General features: G+C 64.2%; 21 protein-coding genes. 11 read left to right on the forward strand and 10 right to left on the reverse strand.

The genetic code is table 11. The annotated features are described in order from the left end of the window. Positions 1-383 precede the first annotated feature (383 nt). Positions 384-1,391, forward strand: coding sequence for a D-2-hydroxyacid dehydrogenase family protein (locus KW835_RS25885; RefSeq protein WP_218387626.1), 1,008 nt, complete (start codon positions 384-386; stop codon positions 1,389-1,391). A 986-nt stretch (positions 1,392-2,377) separates the two neighbouring features. Here KW835_RS25885 and lexA read toward each other — a convergent pair. Next, positions 2,378-3,052 (reverse strand): transcriptional repressor LexA, encoded by a 675-nt coding sequence (gene lexA, locus KW835_RS25890; protein WP_218387627.1) that lies wholly within the window; start codon positions 3,050-3,052, stop codon positions 2,378-2,380. 82 nt (positions 3,053-3,134) lie between these two features. Between lexA and KW835_RS25895 the strand changes: the two genes are divergently transcribed. The 3 genes from KW835_RS25895 (at position 3,135) to KW835_RS25905 (ending at position 5,137) form a co-directional block, all read left to right on the forward strand. Beyond that, positions 3,135-4,106, forward strand: a complete 972-nt coding sequence (locus KW835_RS25895) for an asparaginase (protein ID WP_218387628.1) — start codon at positions 3,135-3,137, stop codon at positions 4,104-4,106. Between the two features lie 51 nt (positions 4,107-4,157). Further along, a complete protein-coding gene (locus KW835_RS25900) occupies positions 4,158-4,580 on the forward strand; it encodes a hypothetical protein (RefSeq protein WP_218387629.1) in 423 nt (140 codons plus the stop codon). 86 nt (positions 4,581-4,666) lie between these two features. Next, positions 4,667-5,137 (forward strand): DUF6152 family protein, encoded by a 471-nt coding sequence (locus tag KW835_RS25905; RefSeq protein WP_218387630.1) that lies wholly within the window; start codon positions 4,667-4,669, stop codon positions 5,135-5,137. A gap of 172 nt (positions 5,138-5,309) precedes the next feature. Here KW835_RS25905 and adk read toward each other — a convergent pair whose 3' ends face one another. From adk to KW835_RS25935, 6 genes are all read right to left on the reverse strand, one after another. Continuing rightward, positions 5,310-5,966, reverse strand: coding sequence for an adenylate kinase (adk, locus tag KW835_RS25910; protein WP_218387631.1), 657 nt, complete (start codon positions 5,964-5,966; stop codon positions 5,310-5,312). Between the two features lie 249 nt (positions 5,967-6,215). After that, the gene (gene kdsB, locus KW835_RS25915; RefSeq protein ID WP_339385509.1) at positions 6,216-7,046 is read right to left on the reverse strand and encodes a 3-deoxy-manno-octulosonate cytidylyltransferase; all 831 of its coding nucleotides are present in this window, start codon (positions 7,044-7,046) and stop codon (positions 6,216-6,218) included. Further along, a complete protein-coding gene (locus tag KW835_RS25920; protein WP_218387632.1) occupies positions 7,043-7,225 on the reverse strand; it encodes a Trm112 family protein in 183 nt (60 codons plus the stop codon). Before KW835_RS25920 ends, kdsB begins: the two co-directional genes overlap by 4 nt. A gap of 84 nt (positions 7,226-7,309) precedes the next feature. Further along, positions 7,310-8,359 (reverse strand): tetraacyldisaccharide 4'-kinase, encoded by a 1,050-nt coding sequence (gene lpxK, locus KW835_RS25925; RefSeq protein WP_218387633.1) that lies wholly within the window; start codon positions 8,357-8,359, stop codon positions 7,310-7,312. A gap of 8 nt (positions 8,360-8,367) precedes the next feature. Continuing rightward, positions 8,368-8,802 carry a biopolymer transporter ExbD gene (locus KW835_RS25930; RefSeq protein ID WP_218387634.1) on the reverse strand — a complete coding sequence of 145 codons (435 nt, stop codon included), beginning with the start codon at positions 8,800-8,802 and terminating at the stop codon, positions 8,368-8,370. Between the two features lie 19 nt (positions 8,803-8,821). Then, positions 8,822-9,472 (reverse strand): MotA/TolQ/ExbB proton channel family protein, encoded by a 651-nt coding sequence (locus tag KW835_RS25935; protein WP_218387635.1) that lies wholly within the window; start codon positions 9,470-9,472, stop codon positions 8,822-8,824. Between the two features lie 363 nt (positions 9,473-9,835). Here KW835_RS25935 and xseA point away from each other — a divergent pair, with 363 nt between their 5' ends. Next, positions 9,836-11,164: an exodeoxyribonuclease VII large subunit gene (xseA, locus tag KW835_RS25940; protein ID WP_218387636.1), complete on the forward strand. Its 1,329-nt coding sequence runs from the start codon at positions 9,836-9,838 to the stop codon at positions 11,162-11,164. A 246-nt stretch (positions 11,165-11,410) separates the two neighbouring features. After that, on the forward strand, positions 11,411-11,992 hold the full coding sequence (locus KW835_RS25945) for a superoxide dismutase (protein WP_218387637.1): 582 nt from the start codon (positions 11,411-11,413) through the stop codon (positions 11,990-11,992). A 91-nt stretch (positions 11,993-12,083) separates the two neighbouring features. Here the strand turns inward: KW835_RS25945 and KW835_RS25950 are convergent, their stop codons facing one another. Then, complete coding sequence (locus KW835_RS25950) at positions 12,084-12,575, reverse strand: DUF192 domain-containing protein (protein WP_218387638.1); 492 nt, start codon at positions 12,573-12,575, stop codon at positions 12,084-12,086. 274 nt (positions 12,576-12,849) lie between these two features. Then, on the reverse strand, positions 12,850-13,059 hold the full coding sequence (locus tag KW835_RS25955) for a hypothetical protein (protein ID WP_218387639.1): 210 nt from the start codon (positions 13,057-13,059) through the stop codon (positions 12,850-12,852). A 202-nt stretch (positions 13,060-13,261) separates the two neighbouring features. Between KW835_RS25955 and icd the strand changes: the two genes are divergently transcribed. The 4 genes from icd to KW835_RS25975 all read left to right on the forward strand — a co-directional run bounded on the left by icd (position 13,262) and on the right by KW835_RS25975 (position 20,780). Then, positions 13,262-14,524 carry an NADP-dependent isocitrate dehydrogenase gene (gene icd, locus KW835_RS25960; RefSeq protein ID WP_218387640.1) on the forward strand — a complete coding sequence of 421 codons (1,263 nt, stop codon included), beginning with the start codon at positions 13,262-13,264 and terminating at the stop codon, positions 14,522-14,524. Between the two features lie 365 nt (positions 14,525-14,889). Continuing rightward, a complete protein-coding gene (locus KW835_RS25965; RefSeq protein WP_218387641.1) occupies positions 14,890-16,740 on the forward strand; it encodes a PAS domain S-box protein in 1,851 nt (616 codons plus the stop codon). Then, positions 16,737-17,147, forward strand: a complete 411-nt coding sequence (locus KW835_RS25970) for a response regulator (protein ID WP_218387642.1) — start codon at positions 16,737-16,739, stop codon at positions 17,145-17,147. Before KW835_RS25965 ends, KW835_RS25970 begins: the two co-directional genes overlap by 4 nt. 15 nt (positions 17,148-17,162) lie before the next feature. Then, entirely contained in the window at positions 17,163-20,780 is a 3,618-nt protein-coding gene (locus tag KW835_RS25975) for an EAL domain-containing protein (protein ID WP_218387643.1), read from the forward strand. A gap of 66 nt (positions 20,781-20,846) precedes the next feature. On the opposite strand, the gene KW835_RS25980 is transcribed toward KW835_RS25975, so the two are convergent. Continuing rightward, positions 20,847-21,665: a glutamine amidotransferase gene (locus KW835_RS25980; protein WP_218387644.1), complete on the reverse strand. Its 819-nt coding sequence runs from the start codon at positions 21,663-21,665 to the stop codon at positions 20,847-20,849. Between the two features lie 420 nt (positions 21,666-22,085). Here KW835_RS25980 and KW835_RS25985 point away from each other — a divergent pair, with 420 nt between their 5' ends. Continuing rightward, positions 22,086-22,670, forward strand: coding sequence for a hypothetical protein (locus KW835_RS25985; protein WP_218387645.1), 585 nt, complete (start codon positions 22,086-22,088; stop codon positions 22,668-22,670). Positions 22,671-22,682 lie beyond the last annotated feature (12 nt).

A 22,682-nucleotide genomic window follows, 5' to 3' on the forward strand; every position in this document is an offset into this window, starting at 1 on the left:
TGCAGATCTACAACCACGAACGACCCCATCTGTCGCTCAAAATGCAAACGCCCGATGCTGTGCACCGGGCGTCCCTGGCCGGCTGAACGCCGGCTGTTTGAGTGTCAACGTAATTCAGGACGGGTCAGTGGTGAAGTGTGAAGGGCATTGCCATTGCCATTGACGCGAACAGCTGTAGTTGCAGTTGCAGTTGCAGTTGCACCGCGCCGAATTCACGCTCATTGCAATGCCACGATTCGATCTCACGGCGAAGACCCGCACCGTGACACGACCGTGCATGCAACGAAGCCCGCGCCACATTCCGTCACCAAAAGCCGGCTTTTCGGCATGACGGAAAGCCGAGCGGCGCAGTGCGGCGCCTTCTGCCAAGGCACAATGTCGGGATGAACATCGTGATCCTCGACGACTATCAGGACGCAGTGCGCAAGCTCCATTGCGCCTCCCGGCTCGACGCATACACAGCCAAGGTCTATACCAATACGGTCAAGGGTCTGGGCCAGCTTTCCGTAAGGCTCAAGGATGCAGACATCATTGTCCTTGTCCGTGAACGTACCCAGATCACGCGCCAACTCGTGGAGAAGCTTCCCCGGCTCAAGCTGATCGCGCAGACCGGCAAAGTCGGCAACCATGTGGACGTTGTCGCCTGTACAGAGCGCGGCATTGCAGTGGCTGAAGGCATCGGCTCGCCGGTGGCCCCCGCGGAGTTGACCTGGGCGCTGGTGATGGCTGCCATGCGCAGGGTGCCGCAGTACATATCAAACCTCAAGCACGGCGCCTGGCAACAATCCGGCCTGAAGGCTGCCTCCATGCCGCCAAACTTCGGCCTTGGCAATGTGCTGCGCGGCAAGACGCTGGGCATCTGGGGGTATGGCCGCATCGGCCAGTTGGTAGCCGGCTACGGTCGAGCCTTTGGCATGAACGTGCGGATCTGGGGTCGAGAAGCATCTCGCGCCCAGGCGCTGACGGATGGCTACCAGGCCGCCACCACGCGTGAGGAGTTCTTCGCTCAATGCGATGTGATCTCTTTGCACCTTCGATTGAACGACGAGACACGCGGCATCGTGTCGCTCGAAGACCTGTCGTGCATGAAGCCCACGTCACTGCTCGTCAATACATCGCGCGCGGAGCTGATCGAGCCCGATGCGTTGATCGCGGCGCTCAACCGGGGCCGACCTGGCATGGCAGCAGTGGATGTATTCGAGAGCGAACCCATCCTGCAAGGGCACGCCTTGCTGCGACTGGAGAACTGCATCTGCACGCCCCACATCGGCTATGTGGAGCAAGACAGCTATGAGCTTTACTTTGGTGCAGCATTCGACAACGTTGTGAATTTCATCAAGGGCACGCCGACGAACATCGTCAATCCCGGCGCGCTGCAGGTTCGCCGCTAGGTCCGCTCGCGGCACGCGCGCTGCACTTGGTGCGCACGCCTTGCGAAATGGGCAGCCCTGTTTGCCCAAACCCTGATGACCTGCCGACGCCCACACAACGTACCGTGCCTTGCTGTCGCATCCGCCACCAGCATTTACTTGAGAGTGTGATGGCGCTGCATGCCCGGCATGGGCATATCTGCGCTGCTTCCACCGTGATCTGCCTTGCAGTAGCGCCATCGGGCATTGTGTGAGCGTTGGGGTGCAAGGCCGCCCAGCCTGGGCGAACCGGGCTGCCGATTGCAGAGCGCACTGCACTGCGAAGCTGCGGCAGGTCCGCTAAGCCTGCAGTGCTTCCGATGCGGCCATGCGGTCCAGTTCTGCGCACACGTCCGCCATGCGGCCAGCGATCACGAGTCGGCCGCTGGCATGGGCTACCTTGCGGACAGTGGTGGCAGATCGTTGCGACGCCGTGCCTGATGCGATGGACGCCAGGAAGGCATCCCGGCTGCTGCCGCTGGGGCCGCAAAGAAAGGAGCGGTGGGCCGCAGGGCAGGACCGCGTGGCAGTCGGCTTGGGCCCATTTGCTGTCACTTGCCCCTGTGATGGTTGCGAAACGGTGAAGGGCCAGTTGCCCCTCAGCGGACGAAGGCGGGGAGCGCCGACGGTGCGTTCATCATCCGCAGGCCGACTGCGGTGGCCCGAAACTTGGCTGCCCTGGGAGCTGGCATCTGTTGCCGGCAAGGGCGACGCTGTGCCGCTGTGGCTGCCATTGCGAGGAGCCTCTTCGAGCTGAACAAGGCTGTGCAGCCAGCGTGCCAGGTTCTGGAGCGGGTGGGGCAGGGCGGCAGAGAGGGTGGACAAGGCAATTCCCATGTGAAAACTCCGAAGTTCGGGGGTTGGACATAGGCAGGATTGCAATGACAACCGACACCGCAGGGCTGGCGTACCGGCATTGCCAGCACACCAAACGCCCGCCACCTGGGGTGCGGCAAAAAACCAGGGTGCTACATGAGCATGGTGTTTCGGATGAGGCCCACGGCCAAGCCTTCGATTTCAAAAGGCTCGCCGGGCTGGACGACGATCACGGGGTAATCGGGGTTCTCGGGCAAGAGTTCAATGGATGTGGCCGTGCGGCGCAGACGCTTGACGGTGACGTCGTCACCCAAGCGCGCCACGATGATCTGGCCGTTGCGGGCCTCGCGGGTGGATTGCACGGCCAGCAGGTCGCCGTCCATGATGCCTGCGTCGCGCATGGACATGCCGCGGACCTTGAGCAGGTAGTCGGGCTTGTGCTGGAACAGGCTGTTTTCCACGCTGTAGGTCTGGTCGACATGTTCTTGCGCGAGAATCGGCGAGCCTGCAGCCACGCGGCCCACCAGCGGAAGTACCAACTGGGACAGCCCCGGAATGGGGAGGCTGAACTGGTTTCCGCGTGCTGCGTTGATGGAGCGCACCGTGTCATTGCGCAGCCGGATGCCGCGCGAAGTGCCGCTGACCAGTTCGATGACGCCCTTGCGTGCCAAAGCCTGCAGATGCTCTTCTGCAGCGTTGGCGGACTTGAAGCCCAACTCGGCGGCGATTTCAGCGCGGGTGGGGGGCGCACCCGTACGGGCGATGGCGTTCTGGATGAGATCCAGGATCTGCTGCTGGCGTGCGGTCAGTTTCGGGTTGTCGAGCATGGTGGTTTCCGGTGGAGACGCTACAGTGGCGAACAACTGTTTTTTAATCCAGTAACTGTATTTTTCACCAGTTTTTCGGAGTATGCAAGTGAGCGGGCAAAAAATTGTGGTTTTGGGCACGGGGGGGACCATCGCGGGTACGTCGGCGCAGGCAGGCGACAACATCGGCTATACGGCTGCGCAGGTCGGGGTCGCGCAGTTGCTCGCGGCGGTGCCGGGGCTGCAGCACGCCGCCGGTGGCGCGGAGTTGCACGCCGAGCAGGTGGCCCAGATCGACAGCAAGGACATGGACATGTCGGTGTGGCAGACGCTGGCCTTGCGCTGCGCGCAGCACTTGCAGGACCCGGCCGTGACAGGTGTTGTGATCACCCATGGGACCGATACCCTGGAAGAAACGGCGTGGTTCCTGAGCCAGGTTCTCGACGTGCGGTGCAAGCCCGTGGTGCTCACTTGCGCCATGCGTCCAGCCACTGCGCTCACTCCCGACGGGCCCCAGAACCTGCTGGATGCGATGGCTGTGGCCGCCGCACAGGGCGCGCGCGGGGTGGTGTCGGTGGCCGCTGGAGAAATACACGGCCCCCGCCACGTGCAGAAGGTGCATCCGTACCGTGTTCATGCATTCAGCTCGGGAGAGGCGGGGCCGCTGGGCTGGGTGGAGGAAGGGGTAGTGAGATTGGTGCAAGACTGGCCCCTTGCGCCGAATCCATCTGCGTTGAATGCTTTTAAAATGATAGCAAACGCGCCTCTCTGGCCGCGTGTAGAGATTGTCCTCAACCACGCTGGCGCGAGCGGGGCGATGGTGGATGCGCTGGTGCGTGACGGCGTGCAGGGCATCGTCGTCGCCTGCACGGGCAACGGCACGCTTCACCATGCACTGGAGGCTGCGCTGCTCAAGGCGCAGGACGTTGGTGTTCGCGTGGTGCGGTCCACCCGCTGCGCGCAGGGGCAGGTACTGCCCAAACCGGGCGATGCGTTGCCGGATTCGCAGGGCCTGTCGCCGGTGAAGGCTCGCGTTTCCCTGATGCTGGATATCTTGCAAGGCCAGTCGGCCTGATCCATCGGCAGGCACCGGACGGCAACACCGCAAGCAAAGGCGACGCACGGCATGTTCTTCGCATCTCTCAAGACCCATGCCTGGGCCTACCCGGCGCTGGAGGTTGTGCACATCGTGGGCATCGCGTTGCTGCTGGGCAATCTGGTGCTGCTGGAGTTGCGGGTGTTCGGCCGTGGCGCCGCGCTGCCGGTGCCGGATCTCGCTCGGCTGAGCCTGTCTGTGGCGCTGTGCGGCTTCGGGCTGGCAGCTGCGTCGGGGCTGCTGATGTTCGCCACGCAACCCGCAGAGCTGCTCAGCAGCCGGGCATTCACCTTGAAGATGCTGTTGTTAATGCTTGCGGGTTGCAATGCTGCGTGGTTCCATGGGCGGGGTTCGCTGGCGCGCCTGGATGGCCTGGCCCGGGCGCAGATGCTGGTGTCCACCTTCATCTGGCTGGGTGTGGTGGTTTGTGGCCGCTGGATCGCCTATTTGTAGTAGCGGGATGCGGGCTGCCAGCCGTCCGGCCTGTAGGCCTCGCTGCTTGCCTGATCGCCGTGATTGACCATGAAAGGAGTGTTTCGATGAGCCTGCACCGCCGTCATCTGCTTGTGGCTGCCGCCACCATGCCGCTGGGTGCCCATGCACACCACGGATGGAGCAGTTTCGATGCCGATCGCCCGATCTACCTGGAAGGCACGGTGCGGTCCGTGCGCTGGCAGAACCCGCACGCCGAGTTGCAGCTGGATGTACCTGCGGGCCTGGCGCTGCCCACCGATCTGGCGCAGCGAGCCGTACCTGCCCAGACGGCACCGGTGGATGGCAAGGCGCTGCTGGCCAAGGCTGTGCTTCCCCGGCGCAAGGACCGCCAGTGGGAGATCGAGCTGGCGCCGCTTACGCGCATGCAGGCCTGGCAGGTGCAGGAGATCAAGCCGGGGACGGCGCTGTCGGTGGTGGGCTTCACGCTGCGTGATGAAAAGGGCGACGCGGTGCTGCGCGCCGAATACCTGTTCGTGGATGGCAAGGCCTATGGCCTGCGGTCAGGCCCTGCCTGAACTTTGGTTCAAAGAGCGGCGGCAGCATCTTCCCAAAAAGGACTTGGACAGGATCCAGCCCCGTTCCATAGCCCACGGTTGTCGATGCGGCAGTTGGCGAACGCGTGGGCGCCAACAACAACGGCGCCTTGTCGCAAGGCGCCGTGATTCAAACCACAATCTTGGCGAAAGCTCAGCTGGCCAGCGCCTGCAGTGCGCGGGTGGTGATTTCGTCCACGCTGCCCGTGCCGCTGATGGCGCGGTACTTGGGGGCGGCATGGGGCTCGGCCTGGGCCCAGCTGCTGTAGTAGTCCACCAGGGGACGGGTCTGGTCGCTGTAGACCTGCAGGCGCTTCTTGACGGTGTCTTCCTTGTCGTCTTCGCGCTGGATCAGCTCTTCGCCCGTCACGTCGTCCTTGCCTTCGACCTTGGGTGGGTTGAACTTGACGTGATAGGTGCGGCCGCTGGCGGGGTGCGAGCGGCGGCCACTCATGCGTTCGATGATGGCATCGAAGGGGACGTCGATTTCGAGCACGTAATCGAGCTTGACGCCTGCCGCCTTCATGGCGTCGGCCTGCGGAATGGTGCGGGGAAAGCCGTCGAACAGAAAGCCGTTGGCGCAGTCCGGCTGGGTGATGCGTTCCTTCACGAGGCCGATGATGATGTCGTCGCTGACCAGTGCACCCGAATCCATCACCGCCTTGGCCTGCAGGCCCAGGGGGGTGCCGGCCTTCACGGCGGCGCGCAGCATGTCGCCGGTGGAGATTTGCGGAATGCCGTACTTCTGGCAGATGAACGTGGCTTGCGTGCCTTTTCCGGCACCGGGCGCGCCCAACAGAATCAGTCTCATGGAAGTCCTCGAAGGTTAGAAATCGTCTGGCGCCGCTGGCGGGGGCGCGCCAAGATCACCGCGTGCAGGTCGCGGTGAGCAGAGGCGTACCCGGGATGCGATGCTCTCTCTCGTTGCATTCGAGGATAGCATGTGACAACCTTGACTTGACTTACAAGGTGCACCGTTTGCGAGCAGCTTCGCAGCGCTGGCGTTCAGCGTGTGCCACCGAGGTGCGTTGCCCGCACAGCGGAGTTTGTCGCGCACAGGTCAGCGAAAAAGTGCGCGCACGCGCTCCAGGTCCTGGGGCGTATCCACGCCGGGGCCCGGAGCGGAGTCGGCCAGGTGGACTGCGATGCGGTGGCCGTGCCAGAGTGCGCGCAACTGTTCAAGCGCCTCCACGGCCTCGGTCGGTGCAGGTGCCAAGCCTGGAAACTGGCGCAGGAAGCCCGCGCGGTAGCTGTAGATGCCCACGTGCCGCAACGGCGCAAAGCCTGCCAGTGCGGCCACCCCCGGCGCTGCTGTCTGTGCGGCGCCGTCCTGCCACCAGGCGGTGCCCGCATGGTCGCGCGCGAACGGAATGGGGGCGCGGCTGAAGTAATGCGCAAGGCCTCGCGCATCGAGCACCACCTTGACCACGTTCGGGTTGGTGTAGTCCTCCAACGCGGCCAGCGCGTGCGCCGCAGTGCCCATGCTGGCATCTGGCCGTGCATGCAGCAGGGCTGCCACGGCGTCGATGAGCGCCGGGTCCATCAGGGGTTCGTCCCCCTGCACGTTGACCACGATGTCGTCGCCGTCCAGGCCCAGTTGTGTGCACGCTTCGGCCAGCCGGTCGCTGCCGCTGGCGTGGTCGGCGCGCGTGAGGATGGCCTGCACCCCATGCTGCGCGCAGGACTGCAGGATGCGAGCGTCATCCGCAGCCACGACGACACGGCTTGCGGCGCTTGCGGCAGCGCGCTGCGCAACCCGCACCACCATGGGCAGGCCGCCGATGTCTGCTAGCGGTTTGTCGGGCAGGCGGCTGGATGACATGCGCGCGGGGATCAACACGGTGAAGCGATCGCCGCAACTCCTGCTGGTGGTGGCGGGCGGCGTGCTCACGCCTGCAGTTCCTCATCGGTCAGCGGGCGGGCTTCGTTTTCAAGCAGCACCGGAATGCCATCGCGTACCGGGTAGGCCAGGCGCGCGCTGCGAGACTTCAGTTCCTGCGCCTCTCGGTCATAGGTCAATGGGCCTTTGGTGACGGGGCAGACCAGCAGTTCGAGCAGTTTGGGGTCCATGGCGTGGCTTTCGGGCAAGGCGGTAAGCAGGATGGGGTGTCTTCGTCAGGCAGGCGGCGATGATAGCGGCGGGCCGCTCGCAGATCATGTTGGCAGATGGGCGTCCAGTGCGGCAAAGAATGCGCTGTCGATGTGCAATTGCAGTGGTACCGCCAGCGCGTCCGGGTGGCGCGGCCATAGCTTGACGGCGTCTTTTTCAGTGCAAATCAGCACTTGACGGTTGTCCTGCAAGCGCTGCCAGCTATCAAAATTATAGTGATCTGGCAGTGCCTCGGTGCGGGCCAGCGTCAATCCCCGGGTTTGCAGCATGGCAAAGAAGTCAGCGGGGCGGGCGACGGCGGCCACTGCGTGCATCGGCTGGCCCTGCAGGTCCTGCAGTGGGACCCGGCTGCCATCCGCGCGCAGCGCGAAGTCGGCCAGGTGGCGTTCCATGCGAAAACTGGGTGCTGCGCTGCGCGGGGGGGCATCCCCTGCGTACAGCACCAGGTCTGTGGGCCGAGGCCACGGTTCGCGCAACGGGCCGGCGGGCAGCAAAAAGCCGTTGCCCACCCCTTGATTGTTGAAGATGCAAACCTCCACATCGCGGCGCAGTGCCAGGTGCTGCAGGCCGTCGTCGCAAACGATCATCTGGGTTTCGGGGTACGCCGCAAGCAGGGCACGTGCCGCTTCGGTGCGCTGGCGGGCGACGAAAAGGGGTGTGGTGGCACCGCCGTCGCTCAGGTTGCGCGCCATGAGTGCAGGCTCGTCACCCACCTCCGACGCCGGGCTGTCCGCAAGCACCTCGCGGCAGCCCGTTGTCTTTCGGCCATAGCCGCGCGAGATCACCCCCACGCGCAGCCCTCGCGCCTGCAGGTACCGGACCAGTTCAATCACGACCGGCGTCTTGCCTGCGCCGCCTGCAATCACGTTGCCCACCACGATGACGGGTCGGCCAGGGTGGCTGGACGACAGGATTCCTGCACGGTATAGCCAGCGCCGAAACGCGACCAGGGCCCGGTACATGCAGGACACCGGCCAGAGCACCCACGCGGCGACGCCGCGCGACTGCCAGGCCTTGTGCAGGCTCTGCGCAGCAGTCAGTGAAGGCAAAGCCTGGGAGGAGGGGGCCGGCGGTTGCGGCCCGGAGCCGGCCATGCGGTCAGTCAGCGGCTGGGCGCGCGTCCGGCCGCCGAGGACTGGGTGGCAAAGGTGATCTGTGTGAGGCCCACCCGGCGGGCGGCTTCCATCACCGACACCACGGCTTGGTGGGGGGCCATCGCATCGGCGCTGATGATCACCACGCTGCCTTGTCCGGCAGTGGCTGCGCCGCGCAGCGCCTGCGCGATGGCATCCACGCTCTTGCCTTCCACGCCGGCCTTGTTGACTGCATAGCGTCCGTCTGCCGCGACGGCGACGATGACTTCCTTGGGGTGGTCGCGCTGCTGCTCTGCGTCGGCTACGGGCAAGGTGAGCTGCAGCTCTGTGAACTTGCTGTAGGTGGTGGTCAGCATCAGGAAGATGAGGATCACCAGGAGCACATCGATGAACGGGATCAGGTTGATCTCCGGCTCTTCCTTGGCGCGGGGGCGAAAGTTCATGGGCTTGCTGTGGTTCTTCTTACTTGACCGCTTTGCGCAGGCGCAGGATGTGGCGCACGAACTGCTCGGAGGCCAGCTCCAACGTGAGCAGGTAGGCATCGACCCGGGCGCGGAAGTAGCGCCAGAAGATCAGCGCTGGGATGGCCACGATCAGGCCGAACGCCGTGTTGTATAGCGCAATCGAAATGCCGTGAGCCAGCTGCGCGGGGTTTCCGCCGCCCATGGCCTGGCCCACCCCCCCGCCGCCAGCTTGCGAGCCGAAGATCTCGATCATGCCGATCACCGTGCCCAGCAGGCCCAGCAACGGCGCGGCCGAGGCGATGGTGGCCAGTGCAGCAAGGTACTTTTCAAGCCGGTGCGCCACGGCACGCCCCGTGCCTTCCATGGCGGCGCGCAGATCGGTCTCGCTGCACTGGGGGTTGCTGTTGACGGTGCGCAGGCCGCTGGCCAGAACCTCCCCCAAAGCGGAGCTCTGCGCCAGCTGGTTCACCACATCGGGCGTGGGAATGGCCTTGGACGATACCGTGATCGCTTCGTCCAGCAGTTTGGGGGGAGCGACACGGGCCGTCTTCAGGGCCAGGAAACGTTCGAAAATCAACGCCAGTCCCAGGACGGAACACGCAATCAGGGGCCAGATCGGCCAGCCTGCGGCTTGTATGATGGACAGCAAATCTCTCTCCGCGCAGATGAAAGCAATCGGCGATTATGGCCCAGCTTGCGCGTGCATCCGGCGCGCCCTTGCGTCACAAACAGTTACCTTGCCGCCCCATAGTCCGGGCATTGCTCTCACCCACAAAATCTGTGGATAACTTTGTGGGAAACCCGGCTTTGGCGGTCCGCAAAGTGGCGCCACACCGTGATTGCAACAGATTGATGAAAAATTGTGCAATGAAAAACGCTTATAAATCAATGACTTGCACGTGCAATCGTGCTGTGGGGGCATTTTGTGGCTACGTGTTCGCTGGTGCTGCCGCACGCGATGCGCTGTGGAGTACTCGCGCCGCCCTGACGGCGCCAAAGCGCGCAACCGCCGATGTTTGAGGGCCCAGGCCTCGCAGCGGCGCCGCGCGTGTGGGAAGTTGGCGCGCTATGCCGCGCCATTGCTGATGCGCTGGAGGCCCGGTTCAACCCTGTCGCGGTGCGCGGGGAGATCACGGGCTTCTCGCGCGCATCCAGCGGGCATTGCTACTTTTCGGTGAAGGACACAAACGGGCAGTTGCGCTGCGCCATGTTCCGCCGCGCCGCCAGCCTGCTTGACTTTTCGCCGCGTGATGGCGAATTGGTGGAGTTGCGGGGACGCATCGGCGTGTATGAGGCGCGGGGCGACCTGCAGTTCATCGTGGAGAGCATGCAGCGCGCAGGGCAGGGCGCGCTGTTCGAGCAGTTCCTTCGCTTGAAGACCCAACTGGAGGCCGAGGGCCTGTTCGACGCTGCCCGCAAGCGCCCGCTGCCCCTGATGCCGCGCGGCATCGGGCTGGTCACGTCGCTGGGCGCAGCGGCGCTGCACGACGTGGTCACCGCACTGCGCCGCCGCGTGCCGCACATCCCGGTGGTGCTGGTCCCGGCCCAGGTGCAGGGCGGTGCAGCGCCTGCATCGCTGGTGGCGGCGCTATCAAAACTGTATCGGCTCGCGCAGGCGAGGCAAGCGCCAGGGGCCGATCACGGCACCACGCCGCCCATCGACACCATCTTGCTGGTGCGCGGTGGGGGCTCCATGGAAGACCTGTGGTCGTTCAACGACGAGCAACTGGCGCGCACCATCGTCCAGAGCCCGGTGCCGCTCGTCTGCGGCGTGGGCCACGAAACCGACTTCACTATCGCCGACTTCTGCGCGGACCTGCGCGCGCCGACACCCACGGCGGCCGCCGAACTCGTGTCCCAGCCGCGCGCCGTGTGGCTGGGGACACTGGACCTGATGGCCGAGCGCCTGGAAGACAGCCTGCAGCGCCAACTGGACAGCCGGCACCAGCGGCTGGACCAGGCCGCGGGCCGCCTGGGGCGCCCTTCAGGCCTCGTCGCACGCCAGCAACTGCAACTGGCGCGGCTATCGCAGCACATGCGCCACGGAATGATCCTGAAATTGCAGCGGCTGGCGCAGACCCAGCAGGCGCTACAGGCCGATCTGCCGGTCAAGATACAGCGCCGCATGGGCCAGCAGGCAGAGCGGCTGGACCGCGCAGCCCTGCGGCTGCAATTGCTCGACCCGCGGCTGGTGCTGCAGCGCGGCTACGCATTGCTGACGGACGCCCAGGGCCACGCTGTGACCAGCGTGCGGCAGGCCCAGCCCGGCGATGCGTTGCGCGCCACGCTGGCCGATGGAGCGGTGGATGTGACCGTGGCCGCCCAGCCCCGCCTGCTGTAGTCCCGTGGGTGGGTGCCCGGCCCGCGGCACAGGGCGCCGTGATGGCGCAGTGAGGGGGGAAGGTTCGGTCGCCGCTGTAGGACGTGCGCGCCATCTGAAGCTTTTTGGGGGCGGGGCCGGGCAGGAGCCTGCACAGGTCATCCGATGTTCCTACAATGCCCCTTTCGCGCTGTGTCCGACTGCATTGCCGAGGTGAGCGCTGCAGGTGGCATGCATCCCAGAATTTCAAACCACGAGGAAAACACCATGGAACATACCCTTCCCCCGCTGCCCTATGCCATCGACGCCCTGGCGCCGCACTACAGCCAGGAAACGCTGGAATTCCACCACGGCAAGCACCACAACGCCTATGTGGTGAACCTCAACAACCTGCAAAAGGGCACCGAATTCGAAAACCTGACGCTGGAAGAGATCGTCAAGAAGTCCAGCGGCGGCATCTACAACAACGCTGCGCAGATCTGGAACCACACATTCTTCTGGAACTGCATGGCGCCCCAGGGTGGCGGCGAGCCATCCGGCGCGCTGGCGGCAGCCATCAACGCCAAGTGGGGCAGCTACGCCGCGTTCAAGGAAGCGTTCGTCAAGAGCGCCGTGGGCAACTTCGGCTCGGGCTGGACCTGGCTGGTGAAGAAGGCTGACGGCAGCGTGGACATCGTCAACACGGGAGCCGCCGGCACGCCCCTGACCACCGCCGACAAGGCGCTGCTGACGGTGGACGTGTGGGAACACGCGTACTACATCGACTACCGCAACCTTCGCCCCAAGTTCGTCGAGACCTTCCTCGACAAGCTGGTCAACTGGAAGTTTGCTGAAGCCAACTTCGCCTGATTATCGGCAGTCAGCCCACTTCGCCGCATCACGCTGCGGGGGGGGGCAGAGAAAAGCGGCTTCAAGGCCGCTTTTTTTTTGGCTGCGCCCGTCACTGCCGGCGAAACGGGGCCCCGGCAAGCTTGGCGCCGGCTTTGAGGCCCTTCTGGGCGAACCAGCCCTGGTTCATCTCCAGCACATAGCGCACGGGCTTGGCCGAGCAGTGCGAATCCAGTGTCTGGGGCTTCATGTCCGCCAGGTTCACCACGGTGCCGTCATCGGCCACGAAGGCCGCCGTCAGCGGCAGCAACGTGTTTTTCATCCAGAAACACTGCTGTGCAGGCTGCTCGAACACAAACAGCATGCCTTCGTGCTGCGGCATCTCCTTGCGGTGCATGAGCCCGATCTGGCGCTGCTCCGGCGTGGCCGCCACCTGGGCGTCGATGCGGTGCATCCCGGCCGTCAGCTCCACGCGTTGCAGGTTGAGCTGTGGGCCTTCCTGTGCGGCGGCGGTGTTGCCCAGCAGGCCCAGGGCCAGAAACAGGGTGGCAGCCAGGGCGGGGCGCGCAGTGAACGACGCGTGTGCGAGGGTGAGAGTCTTCATGGGCAATGCTTTCGGTGCAACTGGACGGCGATGGAAAAGAGTATGGGGCAGGGATTGAAGGCGATGCGCGGCGCGGGGCTTGGCGATGCCGGCAGCGGCCAGTCTGGGTATGGAGGCGATGGCACCGCAAAAAATTCCAACGGCTGGCAGAGTCGGTCCATGAACACTCGGGGGCGCAGCGGCCGCAGCGTGAGGGCTCCCCAACGAAAACGCCCGCGAATGCGGGCGGTTACCGGGCTTTTCGCCAGGGCCTGAGAGGCCCTGCGCGTCCAGGTCAGGCAGCCTTGTGGGCAGTTTTCTTCTTGGCGACCTTCTTGCCGGTCTTCTTCTTGGCAGTATGGGTCGCCTTGGCCTTGGCTACTGGTGCGGGTGCGGCTGCGGCGGGTGCAGCGGCGGGTGTGGGGGCAGGGGCCGTTGCGGGTGCCTGTGCAAAAGCACCTGCAGCGAACAGACCAGCCACCAGGACAGCGAGGAGTTTTTTCATATATGCCGTTTCCAGTGTTGCATTGAGGTTCTAGGGGCCCTGCGCGAACCGCAAGGCTCCACTCGCAACGATAGCAGCGGCGGCCGCGTTGACAGGGTCTTTTGCGATTTTTTTTGTCATTAGAATTGTTTGGTTCTTTCGACAATCCGCACTGCACCGCCTGCTGATCCATGTCAGCTTTCCCACAGGAGACACCCCGTCCATGACCAGCTACCAGCACATCCAGGTGCCCGCCGAAGGGCAGAAAATCACTGTCAACGCCGACATGTCGCTCAATGTGCCCGACCAGCCCATCATCCCGTTCATCGAAGGCGACGGCACGGGTCTGGATATCACGCCCGTAATGATCAAGGTGGTGGACGCTGCTGTGGCCAAGACGTATGGCGGAAAGCGCAAGATCCAGTGGATGGAGGTGTACGCGGGCGAGAAGGCCACCAAGGTCTATGGCCCCGACGTGTGGTTGCCCGACGAGACGCTGCAGGTGCTGCGCGAGTACGTGGTCTCCATCAAGGGCCCGCTGACCACGCCCGTGGGCGGTGGCATCCGCTCGCTGAACGTGGCGCTGCGCCAGGAGCTCGACCTGTACGTGTGTCTGCGCCCGGTGCAGTATTTCAAGGGCGTGCCTTCTCCGCTGAAGGAGCCCGAGAAGACCAACATGGTGATCTTCCGCGAGAACTCGGAAGACATCTATGCCGGCATCGAGTTCGAAGCCGAATCCGACAAGGCCAAGAAGCTCATCAAGTTTTTGAGCGACGAGCTGGGTGTCAAGAAGATCCGCTTCCCCAATACGTCCGGCCTGGGCGTGAAGCCCGTCTCGCGCGAGGGCACCGAGCGTCTGGTGCGCAAGGCCATCCAGTACGCCATCGACAACGACAAGCCCAGTGTGACCATCGTCCACAAGGGCAACATCATGAAGTACACCGAAGGCAGTTTCCGCGACTGGGCGTATGCCCTGGCGCAAAAGGAGTTTGGAGCCGAACTGATCGATGGCGGCCCCTGGTGCAGACTCAAGAGCCCCAAGTCGGGCAAGGAAATCACCATCAAGGACAGCATCGCCGATGCATTCCTGCAGCAGATCCTGCTTCGCCCGGCCGAATACTCGGTAGTGGCCACGCTCAATCTCAATGGCGACTACATCTCCGACGCGCTGGCAGCCCAGGTGGGCGGTATCGGCATCGCTCCTGGCGCCAACATGTCCGACTCTGTGGCGTGCTTCGAGGCCACGCACGGCACGGCGCCCAAGTACGCCGGCAAGGACTATGTGAACCCCGGCTCGGAGATTCTCTCGGCCGAGATGATGCTGCGCCACATGGGTTGGGTGGAAGCCGCCAACCTGATCCTGAGCTCTCTCGAAAGATCCATCGGATCCAAGAAGGTCACGTACGACTTTGCACGGCTGATGGAGGGCGCCACGCAAGTGAGCTGCTCGGGCTTCGGGCAGGTCATGATCGATCACATGCAGTAGCGGTGGCGGCGCCCGGCGTCGCACACCAGAGCAATGCAGCGCCGATTTGGCGCCAAAGGCCCTTGCTTCCGCTGGCGGAGCCGGGGCTTTTTTGCGCCTGCGCGATCCACAGCGGCGCCTGCGGCGTGCAGTGGCCGGGCTTGGCCATTTGTTCGTTGGCATTTTGTGCTCATGCTCTTAAGATATTTTTGACCTGTCGCCGCGGCGTGGGCGCGGGCTGCGCCAGCGCCGGGCAAGCGGCGGACAGGCCCATACAAAAAACGCCATCACCGGGTGCCCTGCCTGCCACATAGGCGTCTTGACCGCACATTGCGTCCAGATGTCATGGCAGGCGCCCACTGACGGCTCCATTGCCGGAGGGCTCGATGGAGGCTGATTTTTCGCTCTCGTACTGGGAGCAGAACCCCGACGCCTTGCTGGTGCTGTCGCCGCAAGGGGCCGTGCTCAACTGGAACGCTGCGGCCGAAGCGATTTTTGGCTACACCGAGTCCGAGGCGTTGGGCCGCTCCATTGGCGAGCTGATCGTGCCGCCGGACAAGTTGGCGGAAGAAGAAGGCATCCGTGCCCAGGCGCTGCGCGGATCGACGGAGGTGCATGAGTCCGTGCGCAGGCGCAAGGATGGTTCGCTGGTGCACGTCAATGTCTCGACCAAGGCGGTGCGCGACGCGGCCGGGGTCCTGCTGTACTTTCTGTCGAGCAAGAAGGACGTCACGCCACTGAAGGTCCAGCGTGACGCCAAATTGCTCGAAGCACGCTTTCGCGACCTGCTGGAATCGACACCGGATGCGATTGTCATGGTCAACGTGACCGGACGCATCGTGCTTGTGAATTCCCAGGCCGAACGTTTGTTCGGATATGTGCGCACGGAGCTGCTGGGCCAGTCCATCGAGACGCTGCTGCCGCACCGCTACCGGGGAGCGCACCTGGGCCACCGCAGCGGCTTCTTCGGCCAGCCGCGCACCCGCACCATGGGGGCCGGGCTGGAACTTTACGGGCTGCGCAAGGATGGGTCCGAGTTTCCGGTGGAAATCAGCCTGAGTCCCATCGCCACAGAAGAAGGCACCATGGCGATGACCGCCATCCGGGACATCACCGACCGCAAGCGGGCGGATCAGAAGTTCAGGGATCTTCTGGAAGCAGCGCCGGACGCCATGGTCATCGTCAACCGGGATGGCCGCATCGTGCTGGTCAACTCGCAGGCCGTGAAGCTGTTCGGCTGGAGCCGCGAAGAGCTGCTCGATCAACCGGTGGAGCTGCTGGTCCCGCATCGGTTCAAGGACCGCCATCCGCACCATCGCCACGGTTTCTTCTCGGAGCCCCGCGCCCGATCCATGGGAGCCGGGCTGGACCTGTACGGCTTGCGCAAGGACGGGTCAGAGTTTCCGGTGGAGATCAGCCTGAGCCCGCTGGAGACGGAGGAGGGGCTCTTCGTGTCGAGCGCGATCCGCGACGTCACCGCGCGCAAGCACATCGAGCGGGCGCTGCGCGACAAGAACCTGGAGCTTGAAAACGCTGCGCTCGTCAAGGACCGTTTTCTGGCCAGCATGTCTCACGAGCTGCGCACCCCGCTCAATGCCATCATCGGTTTCACCGGCACCCTGCTCATGCAACTGCCGGGCCCGCTCAATCCGGAGCAGGACAAGCAGTTGCGCATCGTTCAGACGGGTGCGCGCCACTTGCTGTCGCTCATCAACGACCTGCTGGACGTGGCCAAGCTCAGCGCCAACAAAGCCTCGTTCAATCTGGAAGCGCTGGACGGCCGAAGTCTGGTGGAGGACGTCGCGGCCACTCTCGAGCCCGAGGCACGGCGCAAGGGCCTGGTGTTTGCGCTTCACCTGCCTGCGACAGCCGTGCCCCTGTACACCGACCGCAGGGCGGTCAGCCAGATCCTCATCAACCTGGTGGGCAATGCCATCAAATTCACCCACGAAGGGCGGGTCGATGTGACGCTGGAGACTGCCACCAGGGCTCAGCAGCGCCTGGTCTGCATGCGTGTGCAGGATACGGGGCCGGGCATCCCCCGATCAGAGCAATCCCGCCTGTTCGAGGCATTTTCCCGCGTGGAGACCGCCGAGCGCCGGCACCAGGAGGGAACGGGACTGGGGCTGCATCTGAGCCGAAAGCTGGCTGAGGCGCTCGGAGGCACCGTGGACCTGGAGAGCATCGAAGGGCAGGGCAGTGCCTTCACCGTCGAACTTCCGGAGACGACCTCATGACCACCAAACCCCGCAAAGCCACCATCCTCGTCGTCGAGGACGACGAGGCCAGCCGGCAGTTGGTGCTGTACCTGCTGGAAGACGCAGGACACCGGGTTCTGGCCGCCGAGAACGGCGCCCTGGGCCTGGCGCTGGCACTGGCCCACGGGCCCGACCTCGTCCTGTGTGATCTGCAGATGCCGGTGATGAACGGCTACGAAGTGGCGAGGCATCTTCGCTTGCACCCTGAATGGCGTGTTGTCCCACTCGTGGCCGTGACGGCCTTCTCGATGCCGGGCGACCGCGAAAAGGCCCTGGAAGTGGGTTTTGACGACCACCTGTCCAAGCCCATCACGCCCGAGACGTTCGTGCAGCAGATCGAGGCGTTCCTCGGCCCCTCCTTCCGTTCGCAACCAGGCGGGACCTGACACGTTCGCACACGCATGGCCAAGATCCTTGTCGTCGACGACATCCCGGTGAACCGGGCGCTGGTGGTGACGCTGGTGGAGCACAGTGGGCACCAGGCGCTGGAAGCGTCCGACGGCGCCCAAGCGCTGGCCATGGTGCGTGCGCAACGGCCCGAACTGGTGATCTCCGACATCCTCATGCCGACGATGGACGGCTATGAGCTCGTGCGCCAGATGCGCAGCGACCCCGAACTCGCCGGCACGCATGTGATCTTCTACAGCGCCCACTACCGCGAGCAGGAGGCGCGCAACCTGGCGGCGGCCTGCGGTGTGCGACAGGTCCTGGCCAAGCCGTGCGAGCCGCAGGACATCCTGGCGGCCATCGAACAGGCTCTGTCTGAGGTGTCCATTGCTGCCCCGCTGCTCGCACAAGGATTCCAGACACGGCACCTGCAACTGGTGACCGACAAGCTCACGGGCAACGTGGCCGAGCTGGAAGCCATGAACCGCCGCCTGGCTGCGTTGACCGACCTGAACCTGCAACTGGCGTCCGAACGCGACCCCCAGGTGCTGCTGGCCAACGTCTGCAGGGGCGCTTGCGATCTGGTGGGCGCGCAGTATGTGGTGCTGTGCGTGGTGCGCAAGGACATCCATGCGTCGCTGGTCTGTACCAGCGGCATCGACCCCTCCGCCACGGGGCCGCTGGACCTGCCTGTGGTCTCGCACGGCCTGCTGGGCCGGGTTCGCGCGGAACGGCGCGCCCAGCGCTTTGTGCATGATCACGGCGATCCTACGGCTGTGGGCCTGCCGGCCGGATACCCGCCGCTGCACAATGCCCTGATCGCGCCCGTCACCTCACTGTCGTACTCCTACGGGTGGCTGTGCCTGGTCAACAAGACCGGAGCTTCGCAGTTCAGCGCCGACGATGAAAAGATCCTGTCCATCCTTGGCGCGCAGGTGGGCCGCATCTATGAGAACGGCAGCCTCTACATCGAGGTGCAGCGGCATGCGGACAGGCTGCAGCTGGAAGTGCTGGAGCGCAAGCGCGTCATCGAAGAGCTGCGCGCCAGTGAAGCGAGCCTTCACCGCGCTCAGGTGCTGGCCAGGATCACCCATGTGGTCAGTGGGCGCGACGGCGTGTTCGAGAGCTGGCCTGGCACCTGCCCCACCATGCTGGGCGTGGAGCCCTCAGCGATGCCGCGCTCTGCCCGGGAGTGGATGGCGCGGGTGTACCCGGACGACCAGCCGCTGTTCCGGGCGCGCGCGCTGGAGGCTGGCCGCAAGCGCGTGCGCACGGACTTCACCTACCGACTGGTGCGCGCGGACGGCGTGCTGATCCACCTGCGCCAGGTGATGGAGCCCCTGCCTGGCGAAGACGGCGCGCGCGGGAGTGTGCGCTGGTTCAACACCATCCAGGACATCAGCGTGCAAAAGCGCGCCGAAGAAGCCTTGCGCGAGAGCGACCGGCGTTTCAACGACATGCTGGACAAGGTCGAGATGATCTCGCTGATGCTCGACAACGAAGGGTGCGTCACCTACTGCAACGACTACCTGCTGCGCCTGACTGGATGGCAACGCGAAGAGGTGGCGGGGCAGAGCTGGTTCTCGCTGTTTTTGCCGCCGGAGCAGGCGCACATCCGCCAGGTGTTCGCAGACGTGCTGACCGGGCGATCATCGGCATGGCACTACGAGAACGAAATCGTCACCCGCTCGGGGGAGCGTCGGCTGGTGCACTGGAACAACACCGTGCTGCGCTCGGTGGGCGGGCAGGTCTCGGGCGTGGCAGCGCTGGGGGAGGACATCACGGAGCGCAAGGAGGCCGAGCGCAAGATCAAGCGGCTCAACCGGGTGTACGCGATGCTCAGCGGCATCAACACCTTGATCGTGCGCGTTCGCAAGCGCGAAGAGCTTTTTCAGGAGGCTTGCCGCATCGCCGTGGAAGCCGGGCAGTTCAAGATCGCCTGGCTGGGCCGTGTCGACGAGGCGCAGATGCAGCTTGTGCCCGTGGCGCTGGCCGGTGCCGAGCCGCAGTTCCTTGGGCGGATACGCGGCCGGCTCGGGCTCTACGCGCAGCCCACGCCGGGAGAAGCATTGATTGCCGAAGTGGCGCGCACGGGGCAGCCCGCAGTGTGTGACGACGTGCGTGGCGACCCGCGCATCTTGATGCCCGACCTGCTGGCCGAGCATGGTGTCGCGTCATTGGCCATGCTGCCTCTGATCGTGGCGCGCAAGGTGGTGGGTCTCCTTGCTCTGTTCTCCGAAGAGGTGGGCTTTTTCGATGCGGTCGAGATGAAGCTCCTTGTGGAGCTGGCCGGCGACATCGGCTTTGCGCTTGATCATCTGGACAAGGAAGACCGACTGAGTTACCTGGCCTTCTACGACGAGATCACCGGCCTGCCCAACCGCACGCTTTTCCTCGAACGCAGTGCCCAGCACCTGAGGTCGCGCGAAGGTGCCCGTGCGCTGCAGGGCCTTGCGCTCATGGACATCAGCCGGTTTCGCTTCGTCAACGACACGCTGGGGCGCCAGCGCGGTGACGAGCTGCTGCGGCAGGTGGCCCAGCGGCTGCGGCAGGCCGCCGGAGAAGCCTGCGGCGTGGCCCGCGTCGGAATCAACAGCTACGGCATCTCTGTCACGGACGCCCGCGATGCCGATGCGGTGGCCTTGGCGGTGGATCACCTGCTGCGCAGCTGCTTCGACGCGCCCTTCGTGCTGGGTGACACCGAGCTGCGCATGGCGGCCAAGGCGGGTGTCGCCCTGTACCCACTCGATGGCGCCGATGCTGAAACACTGCTGCGCAACGCCGAGGCCGCCGCGAACAAGGCCAAGGACTCTGCGGAAAACCTGCTGTTCTACACATCGGGCATGAACACGCGCGTTGCCGAGACGCTGAGCCTGGAGGGCCGCTTGCGCGAAGCGCTGGAACACGGCCAGTTCGTGCTGCATTACCAGCCCAAGCAGCGCCTGGCCGACGGACAGATCGTGGGCGCTGAAGCCCTGATCCGGTGGAACGACCCGCTCCGGGGTCTGGTGCCCCCGGGCCTCTTCATCCCGGTGCTGGAGGAGACCGGCTTGATCTATGACGTGGGCCGCTGGGCACTGCGCCAGGCGCTCCTGGACAACCAGCGGTGGCGCCGCGCGGGCCATTCAGCCCTGCGGGTAGCCGTCAATGTGTCCTTCCTGCAGCTGCGGCACCGCAACTTCATTGCAGAAGTGCGCCAGGCGCTCGCTTTCGACCCGGAAGCGGGTGCGGGGCTGGAGCTCGAACTCACCGAAAGCATGGTGATGGATGATGTGGAACACAGTCGCCGCAGCCTGCATGCGCTGCGCGAAATGGGCATCACCGTCGCCATCGACGATTTCGGAACCGGCTTTTCATCGCTGAGCTACCTGGCCACTCTGCCGGCGGATACCCTCAAGATCGACCGCTCCTTCGTGATGGGTATGGACACCGGCTCTCAGGGCCACGTGCTGGTAGCCACCATCGTCAACCTGGCGCATTCCCTGAGGCTCAACGTAGTGGCCGAAGGCGTGGAGACGCAGGACCAACTGCGCCGGCTGGCGCTGCTGGGCTGCGACGAGATCCAGGGCTACCTGCTGAGCCGGCCTTTGCCGGTCGAGGATTTCGAGCAGCAGTTTCTGGGGGGCACGTAAAGTCACCATCGCTGCCACCCTTGGCCACGGCGCGACGGGGTGGTCGCTGTCGGCGTTGGCTGCAGCTCAAGCGGTCGTTCCTGTGGCCGCAGCGCCCAGCATCGAGGTGTCGGCTCGCCAGTCCTGCGCAAGGCGTGCAAACCGCGCCAGCAGGTCGCTGGCGGCCGGCGTTGCGGCAACACCGCGCTCAAGAGCCTGCACATCCACGCCGCCGCGAGCGAGCAAAGGTGCGAAGAACCGCACATAGTCGCCCATCACTGCGCGGCTGAACTCGGGGTGGAATTGCACGCCCCAGGCGCAGCGTCCCACCCGGAACGCATGGTGTGCCTCGTGGGCGTTGGCGGCCATCGCAACGGCGCCGGCTGGAAGGCGCCGCACCGATTGCTCGTGCACGGTGTGCGCCGCGAACTCATCGGGAAGACCACCCAGCAGGGCGTCACCCAAGGCAGCGGGCAGGCGCCGCACGGCAACGCTGCCGATCTCCAGGCCCGCCGGGTGATGGGAGACTTCTCCGCCCAGCGCATGCGCCAGCAACTGGTGCCCGTAGCAGATGCCCAACACCGGTGTGTCGTCCTGCACCAGCCCGGAGAGCCACTGCGCGGTGCGCTCGCTCCACGCCTCGCGGTCCGTGACCATGGCGGGGGAGCCCGTCACCACCACGCCCGCGATCTCTTCCTGCGCGGGCCAGGCGGGCAACAGCCGGGCATCGATGATGCGTATTGTCAGCGGGCACCCGTGGAGGCCTGCGCGCAGCCCCAGCGCGATCCAATCTTCGAAATCCCCGTGTACCGCGCGCAGCGGTGCGGGGGCGTTGCCGGTCTTGACGATCCACAGTGCAGGTGCTGTGCGGGAGTGCACAGGGAGGGGGGCTGACGGTTGGCTCATGGTGTTGCATTGTGAGGCACCTGTCTTGCGGCGGCCGACTGACAGTATCAGGCCGCCCTGCCACCTTTTTCTGCTGCACCGCCGACATCCGCAACCAATTCCAAAACTGCCATCATTGACTTTGCCCATTGGCAATTTAAAGCTTGCATCGACAACGAGACATGCCTTAAATATCGCAGCGCTACTTTCTGGTTGAAAGCGATTGCGGGCAGTGGGCTTGAAATATATTTGTTCGAACTGCTTTCATGCCTTCAATCAGGGTGCAAGCCATCTCGCGAGAAGAGATTATCGCAGGATGTATTAAACGCCTGCGTTTGTTTGGCGGATTCTGCTTTGTAACTTCCGCTAGGATGATCGCTTGGTCCTGGCCCCATTGGGGCATCAAGTTGTGCAAATTGAAATCCTGACGAGTATTGTGGCATGAGTTTTTTTATTGAAAATTATATGCGGCGTCCATGCGGATTTGCCTTGGTGAGCGGTATGTTTGCTGTATTGGCGGGATGCAGCACAGTATCGATAACATCCGACTATGATCAAGAGACCGACAAGCAGCTCACCTCACTTCAGCAGACAATGGATACATTCATTGCCAAAATGTTGATCGAAACTCCTAGGTGGGACAAGCAAGGGCGCTCTGCAAAAAATACCTATGCAGCACAGAAAAAATTCTATGTTGAATTTGATGAAAAATTGCGAATCCTGGAATTTCGCGTGCAGAGTATTCCAAATAACTCCAGAACGCAGAAGCTTGTCGCCGATGTACGTTCAGCTGTCTTGCTGTCGGAATTGGATGAGCGTCGTTGCGATGAAGAAAACAATGGCAGAGGTATTGTAGTCAAAGAGGACGAGACACCCGCGCCAACGAGCCTCCAGGCCACTCATTGCCTTGAGCGCAATAAGATGGAAGGTCCTCGGCGAGGTGTGCTAGAACTCAATCAGCGCAACATAAATCAGATCATTGGCATCGCTCTTGCGCACGAGCTGTCGAAGAAGCAGCGTAATTGATATAAGAAATAT

Source organism: Acidovorax sp. sic0104, from assembly GCF_019219095.1.
In the GTDB taxonomy this organism is placed as follows: Bacteria; Pseudomonadota; Gammaproteobacteria; order Burkholderiales; family Burkholderiaceae_C; genus Acidovorax.